We start from the raw sequence: 17,292 nt of genomic DNA, 5'->3' as shown, positions 1-17,292 counted from the left end.
GGATGACCGTACGCGCCCGTCCTGGAGTACGCGATGACCGATGTCAGCGAAACGACCACCTGCCCGTTCGACTTCAGTGAGGGCCTGGAATTCGATCCCTCCCTGGCGGAGCTCATGTCCCGGGGGCCCGTCACCCGTATCCGGCTGCCCTACGGCGACGCGGACGCCTGGCTGGTGACCGGATTCGAGGGCGTGCGGCAGGTGACCACCGATCACCGGCTCAGCCGCGCGGGCATCATCGACCGGGACTATCCGCGCCTGACCCCGGAACCGATCGTCTCCCCGGAGTCGATCAATGTGATGGACCCGCCGCGCAGCAGCCGTCTGCGGCAGCTCGCCTCGCAGGCGTTCACCAAGCGGCATGTGGACCGGATGCGGCCCGCCATCGAGGGCATCGTCGGCACCCTGCTGGACGCCATGGAGGAGCACGGCCCGCCGGCCGACCTCGCCGCCCATCTGTCCCTGCCGCTGCCCGAGCAGACCATCTGCGAGCTGCTGGGCATCCCGGCGGCCGACCAGCACAGCATGCAGCGGTACGCGCACCAGATGCTCTCCATGGCCCCGGACACCCGGGAGGCCGCCGCCGTGGCCAAGGCGGAGCTGCGCGAGTACTTCGGCGAGCTGGTGGTGGAGCGGCGGCGCGCTCCCGGCGGCGACCTGATCTCGCTGCTGGCCGCCGCCGAGCACGAGCACGACACCCTCGACGACCAGGACCTGGCCGTCATGGCGCTGACCCTCATGCTGAGCGGCCACGACACGGCGACCTGCCAGATCAGCGACATCGCCTATCTGCTGCTCACCCGGCCCGAGCTGATGGACCACCTCAGAAGCCACCCCGGGACGCTCACCCGGGTGCTGGACGAGCTGCTGCGCTACATCCCGTTCCGCAAGGGGGTCGGCATCCCCCGCGTCGCCACCGAGAACGTGGAGATCTGCGGTGTGAAGATCCGCGCGGGCGACTTCGTGCATGTCTCGTATCTGACGGCCAACCGCGATCCGGAGCGGTTCACCGATCCCGACACCATCGATCTGAACCGGCCGCCCACACCGCACATGACCTTCGGCTGGGGCGGACACCGCTGTATCGCCGCTCCGCTGGCCATGGCGGAGCTGGAGGCCGCCATCGGCGGCCTGCTGGCCCGCTTCCCCGGGCTGCGGCTCGCGGTCCCCGCCGAGGAGCTGCGCTGGGACACGGAGACCATCCGGCGCTTTCCCCGCGAGCTGCCGGTGGCCTGGTAGCGGGCGGATCCGCCGGACGGTACGGGCGGCGCGGGCCGGGCCGTCACACGGGCGGGACAACAGACCGGCCCGTACGGGTGCGTCCGTACGGGCCGGTCCTTCGGGAGGCCGGGAGCAGGAGGGGGGTCAGACCCCGGCCTGGGTCTTGTCGGCGCCGTGCGCCTCCGGCGCCTGACGCGGCAGCGGGACGTCACCGAGCGGCTCGTCGCCGTCGTCCAGCAGCGTCTTCTCGTCGAACGGGATCCGGCCGGCCAGCACCTCGTCCACCCGCGCCTTGTCGATCTCCTTCGTCCAGGTGCCGACGAGGACCGTGGCGACCGCGTTGCCCGCGAAGTTCGTCAGGGCGCGCGCCTCGCTCATGAAGCGGTCGATGCCGACGATCAGGCCGACGCCGTCGACCAGCTCGGGACGGTGCGACTGGAGGCCGCCGGCCAGCGTCGCGAGACCGGCGCCAGTGACACCCGCCGCGCCCTTGGAAGCGATGATCATGAAGACGAGGAGCGAGATCTGCTCGCCGAGCGACAGCGGGTCGCCCATGCCCTCGGCGATGAAGAGCGAGGCCATCGTCAGATAGATGGCGGTGCCGTCGAGGTTGAAGGAGTAGCCGGTCGGCACGGTGATACCGACGACGGGCTTGCTGACACCCAGGTGCTCCATCTTCGCGATCAGACGCGGCAGCGCCGACTCGGACGAGGAGGTGGAGAGGATCAGCAGGAACTCGCGGCCCAGGTACTTCAGCAGCGGGAACAGGCTGACACCCGCGATGACCCGCAGCAGCGTGCCGAGCACGACGAAGACGAACAGCGCGCAGGTGACATAGAAGCCGATCATGATGATCGCGAGCGACTTCAGCGCGTCCAGGCCCGTCTCGCCGACCACGGCGGCCATGGCACCGAAGGCGCCGACCGGGGCGGCCCACATGATCATGGCGAGGATGCGGAAGACAAGGCGCTGGATGTGCCCGACACCGCGCAGGATCGGCTCGCCCGCCTTGCCCATCGCCTGGAGCGCGAAGCCCGCGAGCAGCGCGACCAGCAGCGTCTGGAGGACCTGGCCCTCGGTGAAGGCCGACACCATGGTCTTGGGGATGATGCCGAGCAGGAAGTCCGCAGTGGACTCGCTCGCGCCCTCGGCCTGGGCCGCTCCGGCCTCGCGGCCGGCGTCGGTGAGGTGCAGGCCCGAGCCCGGGTGCAGGATGTTGCCCACGACCAGGCCGATCGCCAGCGCGACCGTCGACATCACCAGGAAGTAGCCGAGAGCGAGCCCACCGACCGCACCGACCTTGGCCGCTTTCCGGACCGACCCGACACCCAGCACGATCGTGCAGAAGATGACCGGCGAGATCATCATCTTGATCAGGTTCACAAAGCCGGTGCCGATGGGCTTCAGCTCGACGGCCACACCCGGGGCGACAAAGCCCACCAGGATGCCGAGCGCCACGGCCACGATCACCGCGATGTACAGATAGTGGGTACGGTCCCGCCTTGCTGCGGCCACGGGTCCTCCTTGACTCGTCCCTGCAATGCCCCTCGTCCCGAGGGGTCCCGGCGACTATCCATCACGATGTGACGCCGGTCACCCTTGCGTTCATTTCGTTCATAAGAATTCGGCCAGGCAGACTTGGGCCATGCACCTGCCCCGTCCGCGCAGTCTCGCCGGTCAGCTTTTCGCCATGCAGGTCGTGCTCATCGCGGCCGTGGTGGCGGGCTGCGCGATTTTCGCGTACGTCACAGGTCGTGCCCACCCGGACGAGACCGCACGCACACAGGTTTCGGCCATCGCGCGGGCCATGGCCGACTCGCCCTCTGTACGGGAAGCGATCCGCAAGCCGGACCCGACGGCCACGCTCCAGCCGTACGCGGAGCGGGTGCGACACGACACAGGGGTGGACTTTGTCACGATCATGACACCGAAGGGGATCCGCTGGACGCATCCCGACCCGCGCCAGATAGGCATGCCCTTCCTGGGCCGCACCGCGCCCGCGGTGCACGGCCACACGTTCATCGAGACCTACACCGGCACCCTCGGCCCCTCCGTGCGCGTCGTCACCCCGGTCCGCGACAACGGCCGGATCACCGGGCTGATCAGCGTCGGCATCACCGTCGACCGGATCTCCTCCCAGGTGACACGGCAGGTCAAGGCGCTGGCGACGGCGGCGGGCGCGGCGCTGGTGCTCGGCGGTCTCGGGACCTTTGTGATCAACGCGAGACTCCGGCGGCACACCCATGGCATGAACGCGGTGGAGTTGAGCCGGATCCACGACTATCACGAGGCCACGCTGCACGCCGTGCACGAAGGGCTGCTGATGCTCGACGGACGGCGAAGGATCGCGCTGATGAACGACGGCGGCCGGGAGCTGCTCGGCCTGGACGACTCGGCGGTCGGCCGCCCCGTCGCCGCACTGGGCCTGCCCGCTCCGCTGACGGGCGCGCTGCTCGCCTCCGAGCCACGGATCGACGAGGTGCATATGACCGGTGAGCGGGTCGTGGTCGTCAACACCCGCCCGGTGGTCGGCGGCGAGCAGCGCGGGACGGTCATCACGCTGCGCGATCACACCGAGCTTCAGGCATTGTCGGGCGAGCTGGACTCCGAGCGCGGCTTCACCCAGGCCCTGCGCTCGCAGGCGCACGAGGCGGCCAACCGGTTGCACACGGTGGTCTCGCTGATCGAGCTGGGCCGGATCGAGCAGGCGGTGGACTTCGCCACGGCGGAGCTGGAGCTGGCCCAGACGCTCACCGACCGGGTGGTCGGATCGGTCGGCGAGCCGGTGCTCGCGGCGCTGCTGCTGGGAAAGGCCGCCCAGGCGAACGAACGGGGCGTCGAGCTGGTCCTCGCCGAGGACAGCCGTATCGACGACGGTGTCCTGCCCGCCACACTGCCGGCCCGCGACCTGGTGACCATCCTGGGCAATCTGATCGACAACGCCATGGACGCGGCGCAGGGCGGCGAGGGAGCGCGGGTCACCGTGACCGCGCTCGTCGAGGCCGGGGCCGACGGCAGCGAGCTGCTGCTGGGCGTGCGGGACACGGGGGCCGGGGTCGATCCTGGCGACATGGACGCGGTGTTCCGGCGCGGCTGGTCGACGCGGGGCCCCGGGCGCGGGCTCGGTCTGGCGCTCGTCCAGCAGACCGTGCACCGCGCGCGCGGGACGGTGGTGCTGACGCGCGGGCCGGAGGGCGGCGCGGACTTCACCGTACGGCTGCCGCTGGCCGGCGCGGGGGCGAGACCATGACGGGGGCGAGTCCGGCGATCCGGGTCCTGGTCGTCGAGGACGATCCGGTGGCGGCCGACGCCCACCAGCTCTATGTGGACCGCGTGCCCGGCTTCACCGTCGCGGCCGTCGCGCGCTCCCGGGCCGAGGCGAGCCGGCTGCTGGAGCGCACGGACATCGATCTCATCCTGCTCGACCTGTACCTCCCGGACGGACACGGCCTCCAGCTTCTGCGCAGCCTGCGCGCGGGCGGACACCAGGCGGACGTCATCGCCGTGACCTCGGCGCGCGATCTCGCGGTGGTGCGGGAGGGCGTCTCGCTGGGCGTCGTCCAGTACGTCCTCAAGCCCTTCACCTTCGCCACCCTGCGTGACCGGCTCACGCGGTACGCCGATTTCCGCGCGGCGGCCGGGGAGGCGAGCGGCCAGGACGAGGTGGACCGGGCGCTCGGCGCACTCCGGTCGCCGCAGCCGGCCTCGCTGCCGAAGGGGCTGAGCGCGCCAACGCTGGAGGCGGTGACCCGGACGCTGCGCGCGTCCGCGACGGGACTCACCGCGGCGGAGGCCGGGGCGGAGCTAGGGATCTCGCGGATCACCGCGCGCCGCTATCTGGAACACCTGGTGGGCAACGGGTGCGCGGAGCGGAGCCCGCAGTACGGGCAGGTGGGGCGGCCGGAGTTGCAGTACCGGTGGGTGACGGGGGCGCGGTAGGGGGGCGGGGGGCCGTCCGGCGGGGGCGTGTCGTTCCGGAGGTGCGCCCCCGCCGGAGGCGCACCGTCAGAAGACTGATTCCGCTTCGAACATCCTGTCCTCCGGCACCCTCTTGAGCTGGGTGACGGCCTCCGCGAGCGGGACCATCTCGACCGCCGTGCCGCGCAGGGCCGTCATCCGGCCGAACTCGCCGCGGTGCGCCGCCTCCACCGCGTGCCAGCCGAAGCGGGTCGCGAGCACCCTGTCGTACGCCGTCGGTGTGCCACCGCGCTGCACATGGCCGAGGATGACCGGCCTGGCCTCCTTGCCGAGGCGCCGCTCCAGCTCCGCCGCGAGACGGTTGCCGATGCCCTGGAAGCGTTCGTGGCCGAACTGGTCGATCTCACCCTTGCCGTACTCCATCGTGCCCTGCGCCGGGTGCGCGCCCTCGGCGACGCAGATCACCGCGAACTTCTTGCCGCGCGAGAAGCGCGCCTCGACCATCTTCACCAGGCTGTCGACCTCGAACGGCCGCTCGGGCAGGCAGATGCCGTGCGCGCCGCCCGCCATGCCGGACTCCAGCGCGATCCAGCCCGCGTGCCGTCCCATGACCTCGACCACCATTACCCGCTGGTGCGATTCGGCGGTGGTCTTGAGCCGGTCGATGGCCTCGGTGGCGACCATGACGGCGGTGTCGAAACCGAAGGTGCGGTCGGTCGAGTAGATGTCGTTGTCAATGGTCTTCGGTACGCCGACGACCGGCATCCCCGCGTCGGAGAGCAGCCGGGCCGCGGTGAGCGTGCCTTCGCCGCCGATCGGGATGAGCGCGTCGATCCCGTAGCGGCGGGCCAACTCGGCGCAGTTCTCTGCGGCTTCGCGCAGCCGGCCGCGCTCCAGCCGGGCGGAGCCCAGGATGGTGCCGCCGCGCGCCAGGATGCCGCTGACGGCGTTGAGGTCGAGAGGGCGGACGTGGCCGTCGAGCAGTCCCTTGAACCCGTCCTCGAAGCCGATGACTTCGTCTCCGTACCCGGTCATGGCGCGGTGCACGACCGAACGGATCACTGCGTTCAGGCCGGGACAGTCGCCGCCTGCGGTGAGAACTCCGATACGCATCGTGCTGTGTCTCCTGCTCGCTAGTGCTGTGCTTTTCTGGGGGCCGGGCCTCGGCCCCGAAGCATGAGCCAGTCCGATCCTCCCACGGACGATCCGGATCGTCCGGGCTGGCCGTTCCTGACGTTCTCACCGCGGAGGGCCCGGGTCCGGTCCGGTCGGTGGTCGCGGAATCCCCGACCACCGGCCGGGCGGGGCCCTAGCCACCCACGGAGGTATTGTCAAGGGGGCATTTGCCACCCTAACGGGAATGTGTTCACCCGAGCCGGGGCATCCCACGGGCGCGCGGGCACACCGTCGGCGCGGGAGCCCCACGGGCCCAGCAGGCCCCACGGGCGCAACGAGCCCAAGAAGCTCCATCAAGCCCCAACAAGCCCCAATAAACCCCAACAAGCATGGACGGGAGAGCACGCGTGACGCGCAGCGTGTACGTGACCGGGATCGACCGCGGGGACGGACGGCAGGTCGTCGAGCTGGGGGTGATGGAGCTGCTGACCCGCCAGGTGGACCGGGTGGGGGTCTTCCGCCCGCTGGTGCACGACGGCCCGGACCGCCTCTTCGAGCTGCTGCGGACCCGCTACCGGCTGTCCCAGGACCCGGCCACGGTCTACGGCCTCGACTACCACGAGGCGTCCGCGCTCCAGGCCGAGCAGGGCACCGACGAGCTGGTCTCCCGGCTGGTGGACCGGTTCCACCGGGTGGCCCGGGAGTACGAGGTCGTCCTTGTCCTCGGTACCGACTTCGCCGCCACCCAGCTTCCCGACGAGCTGTCCCTGAACGCCCGGCTCGCCAACGAGTTCGGCGCCTCCGTGATAGCCGTGGTGGGCGGCAAGGGGCAGCCCGCCGAGTCGGTGCGGGCCGAGGCGCGCAACGCCCACCGGGCCTATGAGGTCCTGGGATGCGATGTGCTGGCCATGGTCGTCAACCGGGTCGCCGCCGAGGATCGCGAGGCCATCGCCGAGCGGCTGACGGCCGGGCTGCCGGTGCCCTGCTACGTACTGCCGGACGAACCGGCGCTCGCCGCGCCGACCGTCGCCCAGATCACCCAGGCCCTCGGCGGCACGGTGCTGCTCGGCGACGATTCCGGGCTCGCCAGGGACGCGCTGGACTTTGTCTTCGGCGGCGCGATGCTGCCGAACTTCCTGGGCGCACTGACGCCCGGCTGCATGGTCGTGACACCCGGCGACCGGGCCGATCTGGTGGTCGGCGCGCTCGCCGCCCACTCGGCGGGCACTCCGCCCATCGCGGGTGTGCTGCTCACACTCGACGAACGGCCCGGCGAATCCATCCTGACCCTCGCCGCCCGGCTCGCGCCCGGCACGCCGGTGGTCTCGGTGCCGGGCCGCTCCTTTCCCACCGCCACCGAACTCTTCGGCCTGGAGGGGAAGTTGAACGCGTCCACGCCGCGCAAGGCGGAGACCGCGCTGGGCCTGTTCGAGCGGCATGTGGACACCGCCGACCTGCTGGCCCGGATGTCGGTGGCCCGCAGCGGCCGGGTGACCCCGATGATGTTCGAGCACGCGCTGCTGGAGCAGGCCCGCGCGGACCGCCGCCGGGTCGTCCTGCCCGAGGGCGCGGAGGAACGCGTGCTGCGAGCCGCCGACGTACTCCTGCGCCGTGACGTGTGCGATCTGACCCTGCTCGGGGACACCGAGGCCATCCGGAAGAAGGCGGCCGACCTCGGGATCGACCTGAGCGCGGCGCGGCTGATCGACCCGGCCGTCTCCGAGCTGCGCCGCGGCTTCGCGGAGCGGTACGCGGAGCTGCGGGCGCACAAGGGCGTCACGGTGGAGCTGGCGTACGACGTGGTGGCGGACGCGAACTACTTCGGCACGCTGATGGTCCAGGAGGGCCTGGCCGACGGCATGGTGTCGGGCGCGGTGCACTCGACGGCGGCGACCATCCGCCCGGCCTTCGAGATCATCAAGACGAAGGGGTCCGCCTCAATCGTCTCCTCGGTCTTCTTCATGTGTCTCGCCGAGGAGGTCCTGGTGTACGGCGACTGCGCGGTGAACCCGGATCCGGACGCGGAGCAGCTCGCGGACATCGCCGTCCAGTCGGCCGCCACCGCCGCCCGGTTCGGAGTGGACCCGCGGATCGCGATGCTCTCGTACTCGACCGGTACGTCCGGCTCGGGTGCTGATGTCGACAAGGTGCGCGAGGCCACCAAGCTGGTGCGCGGCGCCCGGCCCGATCTGCGGGTCGAGGGGCCGATCCAGTACGACGCGGCGGTGGAGCCGTCCGTCGCCGCGACCAAGCTGCCCGGCTCCGAGGTGGCGGGCCGGGCGACGGTGCTGATCTTCCCGGACCTGAACACCGGCAACAACACCTACAAGGCGGTCCAGCGCTCGGCCGGCGCGGTGGCCGTGGGCCCGGTGCTCCAGGGGCTGCGCAAGCCGGTCAACGACCTCTCGCGCGGGGCGCTCGTCCAGGACATCGTCAACACGGTCGCGATCACGGCGATCCAGGCGCAGGACGAGACCGAGTGACCGCCGCCGCCACCGACGTCTCCCCCACCGTTTTCACCGCCACGACCACCGTGACAACAACAGAAGGCACTCGATCCGTGACCGCGCACGCCACCCGTGTCCTTGTCCTCAACTCCGGTTCCTCATCGGTGAAATACCAGCTCCTGGACATGCGGGACAGCTCCCGGCTCGCGCTCGGCCTGGTCGAGCGCATCGGTGAGCGGGACTCCCGGGTGACGCACACCACCGTGACGCCGGAGGGCGCCGAGAAGCGGGAGCACACGGGTCCGGTCGCCGACCACACGGAGGCTCTCAAGGCGGTCTCCGAGGAGCTGCGGCGGGACGGGCTCGGGCTGGACTCGCCGGAGCTGCTGGCGGTCGGCCACCGGGTGCTGCACGGCGGCACAGACCTGACCGATCCCACCGTGGTGACCGACGAGGTCATGGCGACGCTGGAGCGGCTGCGTCCGCTCGGACCGCTGCACATGCCGGCGAACATCGCCGGTATCCGTACCGCCCGGGAACTGCGCCCGGACCTCCCGCAGGTGGCCGTCTTCGACACCGCCTTCCACACGACGATGCCGGAGTACGCGTACCGCTACGCCATCGACACGGAGACGGCGGACGCCCACCGCATCCGCCGCTACGGCTTTCACGGCACCTCGCACGCGTATGTCTCGCGCAGGGCCGCCGAGCTGCTGGGCCGGGATCCGGCCGAGGTGAACGTCATCGTCCTGCATCTCGGCAACGGCGCCTCGGCGTCGGCCGTCGCGGACGGCCGGTGCGTGGACACCTCGATGGGACTGACCCCCTTGGAGGGGCTGGTGATGGGTACGCGTTCCGGAGACATCGATCCGGCCGTGACATTCCATCTGAAGCGGGTGGCCGGAATGTCCGTGGACGAGATCGATGAACTTCTCAACAAGAAAAGCGGTCTCGTCGGCCTCTGCGGGGACAACGACATGCGTGAGATCCGCCGCAGGATCGACGAGGGCGACAAGCGGGCACGGCTCGCCTTCGACATCTACATCCACCGGCTGAAGAAGTACATCGGCGCCTACAGCGCGGTCCTGGGCCGGGTGGACGCGGTGGTCTTCACGGCGGGTGTCGGTGAGAACGCGGCCGAGGTACGGGAAGCCGCCATCGCAGGTCTGGAGCCCCTGGGTCTGGCGGTGGACGCCGAGCGCAATAGCGTACGTTCCGGCGAGGCGCGGATCATCTCGCCGGACGACGCCCGGGTCGTGGTGGCCGTGGTGCCGACGGACGAGGAGCTGGAAATCGCGCAGCAGACCTTCGCACTGGTCGGCGGGGCTCGAACGGTCGACGCCTGAGCGCATGCCCGCCCATTTGTACTTTCCACCAGTCGGAATATTCCGCGTCGAAACAAACCGATAGGATCCGCCTCATGCGCCGTTCCAAAATCGTCTGCACACTGGGCCCCGCCGTCGACTCCTACGAGCAGCTCAAATCGCTCATCGAGGCCGGTATGAACGTGGCCCGTCTGAATATGAGCCACGGGAGCCACCCGGAGCACGAGGAGCGGTATCACCGCGTCCGCGCGGCGGCGAGCGACACCGGCCGCGCCGTGGGTGTCCTCGTCGACCTCCAGGGTCCCAAGATCCGCCTGGAGACCTTCGCCGAGGGCCCGGTCGAGCTGGTGCGCGGTGACGAGTTCACCATCACCACCGAGGACGTCGCCGGTGACAAGTCGATCTGCGGCACCACGTACAAGGGCCTGCCCGGCGATGTGTCCAAGGGCGACCAGATCCTGATCAACGACGGCAATGTCGAGCTGCGTGTGGTCGAGGTCGACGGTCCCCGGGTCAAGTCCATCGTCATCGAGGGCGGTGTGATCTCCGACCACAAGGGCATCAACCTGCCCGGCACGGCGGTGAATGTCCCGGCCCTGTCGGAGAAGGACATCGAGGATCTGCGCTTCGGCCTGCGGATGGGCTGCGACATGGTCGCGCTCTCGTTCGTCAGGGACGCGCACGACGTGCTCGACGTGCACAAGATCATGGACGAGGAGGGCCGCCGGGTCCCCGTCATCGCCAAGGTGGAGAAGCCGCAGGCGGTCGCCAACATGGAGGCGGTCGTCGCGGCCTTCGACAGCGTCATGGTCGCCCGTGGTGACCTGGCCGTCGAGTATCCGCTCGAAAAGGTCCCGATGGTGCAGAAGCGGCTGATCGAGCTGTGCCGCCGCAACGCCAAGCCGGTGATCGTGGCGACCCAGATGATGGAGTCGATGATCACTAACTCCCGTCCCACCCGCGCCGAGGCGTCCGACGTCGCGAACGCGATCCTGGACGGCGCGGACGCGGTCATGCTCTCCGCCGAGTCCTCGGTGGGCGCGTACCCGATCGAGACGGTCAAGACGATGTCGAAGATCGTGGTCGCGGCCGAGGAGGAGCTGCTGTCCAAGGGCCTCCAGCCGCTCGTCCCGGGCAAGAAGCCGCGTACCCAGGGCGGTTCGGTGGCCCGCGCGGCCTGCGAGATCGCGGACTTCCTGGACGGCAAGGCGCTGGTCGCCTTCACCAAGTCCGGTGACACGGCCCGCCGTCTCTCCCGCTACCGCGCGGTCCAGCCGATCCTGGCCTTCACCACGGACGAGTCGGTCCGCAACCAGCTCGCCCTGAGCTGGGGCGTCGAGTCCTTCGTGGCCCCGCACGTGGACAACACGGACGCGATGGTCGACATCGTCGACGCCGAGGTGCTGAAGCTCCAGCGCTACAGCGAGGGCGACGTGATGGTCATCACGGCGGGCTCCCCTCCCGGCGTCTCCGGCACGACGAACATGGTCCGGGTGCACCACCTGGGCGGCGAACACGACTGACGCGTACGCCTGTACGCCCGTATGCCTCTGGGCCGCGTCCCGTGCGGGACGCGGCCCAGAGGCGTACGGGGGCGTCCGGCGACGCGGTCCGGTGGTCTTCCGGGGCCGGCTTTCGGGAGCTTCAGAGCGCCAGATGCGCGTTGACCGCTCGCGCGGCCTCCGCCAGCGCGGGGATCTCCACGACCTCGACTCCGGCCTCCGTCAGCAGTTCGACGCCCTGGCAGCCGGTGACAAAGAGATCGGGTTCGCGCCAGGCGAGCACGACGCGGGCGATGCCCGCGTCAAGGATCAGCCGAGTGCAGGTACGGGGCCGGGACCGGCGTTCGGAGCAGGGCTCCAGAGAGCTGTAGATGGTGGCGTCCGCGAGGCGCGGGTCGCCGGGCGCGAGTTTGCCAAGTGCGGATTCCTCGGCGTGCACGTGCGGATCGTTCTCACGGCTGTAACCCCGGCTGATCTCGCTGCCGTCGGCTCCGACGATGACTGCTCCGACGTTGAACGCGGCTTCGGACGGCGGACAGAGCTTGGCCAACTCGACGGCGAGAGCCAGCCACGCGTGGTCGTCCGGGCCGTGGTCGTCCGGGCCGGGGCCGGTCGCGTGGTCGTGGTCTTCGGTCACCGGGTGGACTCCTTGGGCGCGTAACGAAGGAGCACGACATCGCCGATGGCGCGCGTCTCCAGAAGGGTCATACGGCGGGTCGAGCCGCCCGGATAGTCTGCGGGATGCAGAAACCGGGGCGCGTCGGACTGCCCTACCAGCAGAGGCGCTATGGCCAGATGGATCTCGTCGGCCAGGCCCTGGGCAAGGAATTGCGTGTGGATGGTCCCGCCGCCCTCGACCATCAGCCGCTGGACACCGCGTGCGGCCAGGTCGTCGAGCATGGCGGCGAAGTCCACGGCCGGCCCGGTGCTGACGACGTCGGCCAGGCCGTCCAGGGTCTCCCGGAGCTTCGGAGCGGCGGCGTCCGTGGTGTACACGACCTTTTCGCCCCCGTGGTGCCAGAACTTCAGCCCGGCGTCGAGGCCGCCGCCCGCGGTGATGGTGACCTTCAGCGGATACTCGGGCTTCCCCTCGGCCACCCGTGCGGCGCGGCGGTCAGGGCTGTTCACCAGAAGGCGCGGGTTGTCCCTGCGCAGAGTGTTCCCGCCGACAAGGATGGCGTCGGACTCGGCGCGTACCTGATCGACTCGGTCGAAGTCCTCGTCGTTGGACAGCAGCAGCCGGTCGGCGGACGTGTCGTCGATGTGGCCGTCGAGGGACGTGGCGACGCTGAGCAGAACGTGCGGGCGCTCGGCCATGCTGAATAACCCGTTCCTTCGTGAGATGCGGTCAGACCTGCTGGGCCACGATGCCGTCGAGGGCTTCACGGAATTCGATCACCTCGGGAACGGTACGCCAACGTCGAAGATCCCTGTCGAGCACCGACAGCTCGTTGAAGATCCGCGCCGAACCGGTCTGAGCCGCGATCGGAAGGGCCCGGCGGGGGCCCGGCCGGGACCCGCTGCTAGAATGTTCCGGCTGGCCTTCGGCGGCTCCCGGCGGGAGCGTCCGGAGGCTTTTTTCATGCCTTCCGACACCCCCGCGCCCACCGAGCGCGCCACCACCACCTATCGCGATCTGCTCCGGATCAGCGAGTTCACCGGCCTGTACGTCAGCTTCACGCTGACGGTCGCCGCCACCACCCTGTCGGGCTTCGCGCTCGGCACCCTGGTCAACCACCAGACCGGCTCGCCGTTCCTGACGGCCGTGAGCATGTACGGCGCCACCTTCGCCGCCGTGCTCGGCGCCCTGACGCTGATGTCGGTCGCGGACGGACGCCGGCCGCGCCGGACCGTCGTCGCGCTCCAGTGCGTCTCGCTGGCGGGAGTCGCCGCGCAGGCGATCCCGGGACTGCCGCTGGCGGCGCGGTTCGTCCTGCTGCTGGTGCTGGGGTTCTTCCAGTCGCTGGACACCGGCACACGGTTGGGGCTGCTCGCCGAGGTCGTACCGCACTCCGCCTACGCGCCGGCGCGTTCCCTGATGAACATCACCTCGGGCGGCACGGCGATACTCGGCTACGCGATCGGCGCCGTGCTGCTGCGCCATCTGAGCCCGGGCCAGGTCTTCGTCGTCGCCGCCGTCCTGACCGGGCTCGGGCTGGCCGTGCTGGCGGGCACCGTCCGGGACCACTCGATCCGGCTCACCCGCCGCCCCGGACTGCGCCGGACCTGGCAGACGAACGCCGCGCTCTTCTCCCACCCGGGCCAGCGGGCGCTGCTGCTGAACCTGTGGGTGCCCAACGGTCTGATCGTCGGCTGCGAGGCGCTGTTCATCTCCTACGACCCGGACCACGCCGGCGCCTTCCTGGCCGCCGGATCGGCGGGCATGCTCCTCGGGGACCTGACCGTCGGCCGGCTGCTCAGCGCGGAGCGGCGGCGCCGCTGCGCCTTCGCCCTGCGGCTGCTGCTCGCCGTGCCGTACCTGCTGTTCGCCGTCCACCCGCCGGTCCTGCTCGCGGCGGTCGCGGTGTTCGCCGCCAGTGCCGGCTTCGCCGCCACCCTGCCGCTCCAGGAGCGGCTTCTCGAACTGACCCCCGATCCGGTACGCGGCCAGGTCCAGGGCGTCGAGTCGGCCGGCCGGATGACCTGGCAGGGCATCGGCGCCGCGATCGCCGGGGGCCTCGCCCAGCACCTCGCTCCCGGCGCCGCGATGACGGTCGTGGCCACCGTCTCCGTCATCGTCACCGTGGCCTCCCGGCCGCTCGTGGCCCGGGCCCGCGCCATCGATCCGGACGGCATCCGGGCCGCGTCGTAGGCGGGTGCGGCGTCCTGGACCGGGACAAGGCCGTGGCCCGCACCGGACGCGTCGAACGCGCCGGTGCGGGCCACACTTTCCCGCGGCTCCCGGGAGTCTGTTCAGTCCGTGAGGTAGTTCTGGAGGCCGGGCACGGTGAGAGTGCCGCCGAACTGGCCCGCCTGGGTGACCTGGACATCGGTGAAGAAGGCGAACGGGACATTCACCGGGGGCGGGGTCTCCGGGCTGAAGGTGATCGGGATCAGGCCGAAGAGGTTGCCCTTCAACTCCTCGGTGTACATCGTCACTTCGCCGTCGCGGATGGTGGACGTGGAGCCCGCGCGCGCCTTCACATGCGCCGTCCTGCCCGCCGGATAGACGACGGTCTGGTGCAGGTCCTTGATGTCCAGTGTGGCGGCCGTGAACTTCAGCGCCTTCTTGACCTTGCCACTGCCGGTCTTCACCTCGACGATGCCGTGGTAGTCCAGGCCGTTCAGCGTCAGCAGCGAGCTCCGCAGCGTCCACGGGTCGTCCGGCAACAGCGGGATGGACGGCTCCAGTCGGGCCGCGGCGAGCGCGTCCGGGTCGGCGGTGGGGCAGGGGAAGGGTTCCTTGCCGTCCGCGCCCTCCGGCAGGTCGTCGTCCGGGTGGGCGTCGAGCCCCTTGGCGTCCTCGTCCAGCTCCTCGACCGTGGCGCCGGCCTTCTGTGCCGCGTCCTCGATGGCGTCCCTGGTCGCGTCGGCCGCCCCGTCGACGGCCCCGCCGACCGCGCCGCCCGCCGGGCGGTCCGGCTGCTGCCCGGCCGGCTTCCCGCCTGCGGGCTTCTCCGCCGGCGTCCCGTCGGCGGGCGCGCCGGACGGGGTGCTCGTCGGCTTCTCGCCGGGAAGCCCGAGGAGGTCCCCCAGCGCGTCTCCCAGCCCCAGCGGGTCCAGCGGGTTCCTGGTCTTCGTCGGCGTGGGCGTGGGTGTGGGCGTCGGTCCGGGAACGGCGGGCGCGTCCGGTGGCGTGGAGCCGGGCGGCTCCGGGGCCGAACTGCCCGGCGGGTGCGGCTGGGTACCGTCTCCGCCGGGTCCGGCCGTCCCGCTCGCGGTGGGCGCCGGTGTCGCCGAGGGCGACTCGCCGGGCTCCGGTGACTCCGACGCGGACGGCGAGGCGGAGGCGTCGGGATCGTCCGAGCGGGTCACGCACGGGCCCGGCGCGTACGGGATGTCCCTGCTGTCGTCGGCCAGCGCGAGCCGGGGGCTGAGCCCCATGCCCACGAAGACCGCCGTCGGCATCGCGGCCAGCGCCATCGCCTTTCCGGCGGGTATCTGCAACTTGGTCAGCAGCGACTTCCTGGGGGCCGCGTGGCGCGGCCCTCTTCTCACCCGGGAATCCTCTCGTCCGGCCGCGATCCGCTGCGTTCCGTCACCCCGCACTGTTCCTCCCGCCATTGGCGTGGGCAGTCATGTCCGTCACGTTCGGGTCCTCCCCGTCGCGCGGTCCGGGAAGGAAGGGGTCACCGTCGCTGTCGGGCTCGGGTGCCCGGTGGGGGGTGTTGTTCTCGGCGGCCGGTTCCACGGGTCTGCCCGGCGCCCACGAGATGGAGAGCGCGCCACCGAGCAGAGCGAACAGGAAGCCCACGAGGAAGCCGCCGATATTGGAGACCGGGATCGAGACCAGGGCCAGCAGGATGGCCGCGACACCGGCGAAGACCCGGACGACGCTCTGGAACCACATCGTCAGTCCGAGGGTCACCAGCAGAACGCCGATGATCAGCGAACCCGCGCCGGCCGTGGTGGACATGGCCAGTGTGAGATTGCCGAGGTGGAGCTGCGCGTAAGGGAAGTAGGCGATCGGCAGCCCGCCGAAAAGAGTGAACAGGCCCGCCCAGAACGGCCGGGCGCCTCGCCAGGCACGGAACCGAAGCCACCAGTAGGTGAATCCGCGGGAACCTGTGGACTCGGCGCTCATGGAAAACAGCTCCCTGGAAAGCGGTGTCGCGAAAAGAGAACAGGGGGCCGGGCGGCCCGGACGGTCCTGCGAACACGTCCGGCCCGCCCGAAGGTCGTGCTCAGGGCCTCTCGTACGGATCTCGCCGGGCTCGCGTGCCCCGGTACCGCGTCTCGCAGCGTTGTCGTCGGTCGCCGACGCTCCGCGTCGACTCCCTCCTCCGCCTCACGATCCACAGCACCAGACCCCGCTCCCTGCCCCAGCCAGATCCAGACGAAAGACCCGGGGGCCTCTCGTACGGATCTCGCCGGGCTCACGCGCCCCGGCCAGATCCAGACGAAAGACCCTAGTAGCACTCGTACTTCTTGGGATCACCGACGTTGAGCCTCAGGTTCAGGTCAGGAAGCCTGAAGGTGCCCGCGGTGGTCGCCCAGGCCGTCTGCTTCACATCGGTCAGCGTGGCCGTCTCGGCCTGCTGGGCGAAGCCGTACGGGTTTGCCTCCGTCCCCTTCTGGATGCCAGGGGACTTGTTCTGGCCGGCCGCGACACCGATGTCGATGTTCTTGAACACGGCGTCCGCGTCGAGCGACTCGACATCGAGATAGAGATTCTGCGCCTTGATCTCGGTGCCCTTGTCACCGGCCCTCAGGACCAGCGTCACGCTCGTGTTGAGCAGCGGCAGCGGGGTGACCACGGACTGGCACATGTTCGTGATCTCGGCCCGCTTGAAGCCGGAGACGGCCACCGGATGGATGGCCTCCTTGCCTTGCAGGTCGGTCCCCTTGGCGACTCCGCCGTACTGCACGAAGTCGTGACCGACCAGCCTGTCGGCCCTCACCTTGAAGCTCTGGCCCGACACGCTGAACGACGCGGCGAGCGCCCCCTGTGCGAGGGCGACACCTATCGCTGCCGTCGCGGCCACGCTGGGCACCATGACGACAGCGAACCGCTTCCATCTGGTTCCGCCACGGACTTGGGACTCCATGAATTTCCTCCTTCTCGGACGTACATCTCCGGACCGGGCCGGAGCCCGCCCTGGG

14 protein-coding genes are annotated in these 17,292 nt (G+C 70.5%); 7 read left to right on the top strand and 7 right to left on the bottom strand.

Annotated features, from left to right (window positions below):
* Positions 1 to 33 precede the first annotated feature (33 nt).
* On the top strand, positions 34 to 1,239 hold the full coding sequence (locus tag ABZ707_RS15275; protein WP_360173605.1) for a cytochrome P450: 1,206 nt from the start codon (positions 34 to 36) through the stop codon (positions 1,237 to 1,239).
* Between the two features lie 126 nt (positions 1,240 to 1,365).
* Here ABZ707_RS15275 and ABZ707_RS15270 read toward each other — a convergent pair whose 3' ends face one another.
* Positions 1,366 to 2,736 carry a cation:dicarboxylase symporter family transporter gene (locus ABZ707_RS15270; RefSeq protein ID WP_360173602.1) on the bottom strand — a complete coding sequence of 457 codons (1,371 nt, stop codon included), beginning with the start codon at positions 2,734 to 2,736 and terminating at the stop codon, positions 1,366 to 1,368.
* Positions 2,737 to 2,866: 130 nt separating this feature from the next.
* Here ABZ707_RS15270 and ABZ707_RS15265 point away from each other — a divergent pair, with 130 nt between their 5' ends.
* Complete coding sequence (locus ABZ707_RS15265) at positions 2,867 to 4,471, top strand: sensor histidine kinase (protein WP_360173599.1); 1,605 nt, start codon at positions 2,867 to 2,869, stop codon at positions 4,469 to 4,471.
* The gene (locus ABZ707_RS15260; RefSeq protein WP_360173596.1) at positions 4,468 to 5,160 is read left to right on the top strand and encodes a response regulator; all 693 of its coding nucleotides are present in this window, start codon (positions 4,468 to 4,470) and stop codon (positions 5,158 to 5,160) included. The genes ABZ707_RS15265 and ABZ707_RS15260 overlap by 4 nt, the downstream gene beginning before the upstream one ends.
* Before the next feature lie 66 nt (positions 5,161 to 5,226).
* On the opposite strand, the gene ABZ707_RS15255 is transcribed toward ABZ707_RS15260, so the two are convergent.
* Entirely contained in the window at positions 5,227 to 6,252 is a 1,026-nt protein-coding gene (locus ABZ707_RS15255; protein WP_360173593.1) for an ATP-dependent 6-phosphofructokinase, read from the bottom strand.
* 410 nt (positions 6,253 to 6,662) lie between these two features.
* On the opposite strand from ABZ707_RS15255, the gene pta reads away from it, so the two are divergent.
* The 3 genes from pta (at position 6,663) to pyk (ending at position 11,550) form a co-directional block, all read left to right on the top strand.
* Entirely contained in the window at positions 6,663 to 8,738 is a 2,076-nt protein-coding gene (gene pta / locus ABZ707_RS15250) for a phosphate acetyltransferase (RefSeq protein ID WP_360173590.1), read from the top strand.
* A 77-nt stretch (positions 8,739 to 8,815) separates the two neighbouring features.
* Entirely contained in the window at positions 8,816 to 10,048 is a 1,233-nt protein-coding gene (locus ABZ707_RS15245; protein WP_360173587.1) for an acetate kinase, read from the top strand.
* Positions 10,049 to 10,122: 74 nt separating this feature from the next.
* Positions 10,123 to 11,550: a pyruvate kinase gene (gene pyk, locus ABZ707_RS15240; RefSeq protein WP_360173584.1), complete on the top strand. Its 1,428-nt coding sequence runs from the start codon at positions 10,123 to 10,125 to the stop codon at positions 11,548 to 11,550.
* A gap of 121 nt (positions 11,551 to 11,671) precedes the next feature.
* Here the strand turns inward: pyk and ABZ707_RS15235 are convergent, their stop codons facing one another.
* The gene (locus ABZ707_RS15235; RefSeq protein ID WP_360173581.1) at positions 11,672 to 12,166 is read right to left on the bottom strand and encodes a deaminase; all 495 of its coding nucleotides are present in this window, start codon (positions 12,164 to 12,166) and stop codon (positions 11,672 to 11,674) included.
* Positions 12,163 to 12,846, bottom strand: coding sequence for a dihydrofolate reductase family protein (locus ABZ707_RS15230; protein WP_360173579.1), 684 nt, complete (start codon positions 12,844 to 12,846; stop codon positions 12,163 to 12,165). The genes ABZ707_RS15235 and ABZ707_RS15230 overlap by 4 nt, the downstream gene beginning before the upstream one ends.
* 265 nt (positions 12,847 to 13,111) lie before the next feature.
* On the opposite strand from ABZ707_RS15230, the gene ABZ707_RS15225 reads away from it, so the two are divergent.
* Complete coding sequence (locus ABZ707_RS15225) at positions 13,112 to 14,341, top strand: MFS transporter (protein ID WP_360173576.1); 1,230 nt, start codon at positions 13,112 to 13,114, stop codon at positions 14,339 to 14,341.
* A 101-nt stretch (positions 14,342 to 14,442) separates the two neighbouring features.
* Here the strand turns inward: ABZ707_RS15225 and ABZ707_RS15220 are convergent, their stop codons facing one another.
* From ABZ707_RS15220 to ABZ707_RS15210, 3 genes are all read right to left on the bottom strand, one after another.
* Positions 14,443 to 15,738 (bottom strand): hypothetical protein, encoded by a 1,296-nt coding sequence (locus ABZ707_RS15220; RefSeq protein ID WP_360173573.1) that lies wholly within the window; start codon positions 15,736 to 15,738, stop codon positions 14,443 to 14,445.
* Positions 15,728 to 16,273 (bottom strand): DUF6114 domain-containing protein, encoded by a 546-nt coding sequence (locus ABZ707_RS15215; RefSeq protein ID WP_360173570.1) that lies wholly within the window; start codon positions 16,271 to 16,273, stop codon positions 15,728 to 15,730. Before ABZ707_RS15215 ends, ABZ707_RS15220 begins: the two co-directional genes overlap by 11 nt.
* A gap of 325 nt (positions 16,274 to 16,598) precedes the next feature.
* Positions 16,599 to 17,237: a DUF6230 family protein gene (locus tag ABZ707_RS15210; protein WP_360173567.1), complete on the bottom strand. Its 639-nt coding sequence runs from the start codon at positions 17,235 to 17,237 to the stop codon at positions 16,599 to 16,601.
* Positions 17,238 to 17,292 lie beyond the last annotated feature (55 nt).

It is taken from the genome of Streptomyces sp. NPDC006923 (assembly GCF_040635655.1).
In the GTDB taxonomy this organism is placed as follows: Bacteria; Actinomycetota; Actinomycetes; order Streptomycetales; family Streptomycetaceae; genus Streptomyces.
Note: the sequence above shows the minus strand (reverse complement) of the source record. Positions and strands in the feature narration are given on the sequence as shown.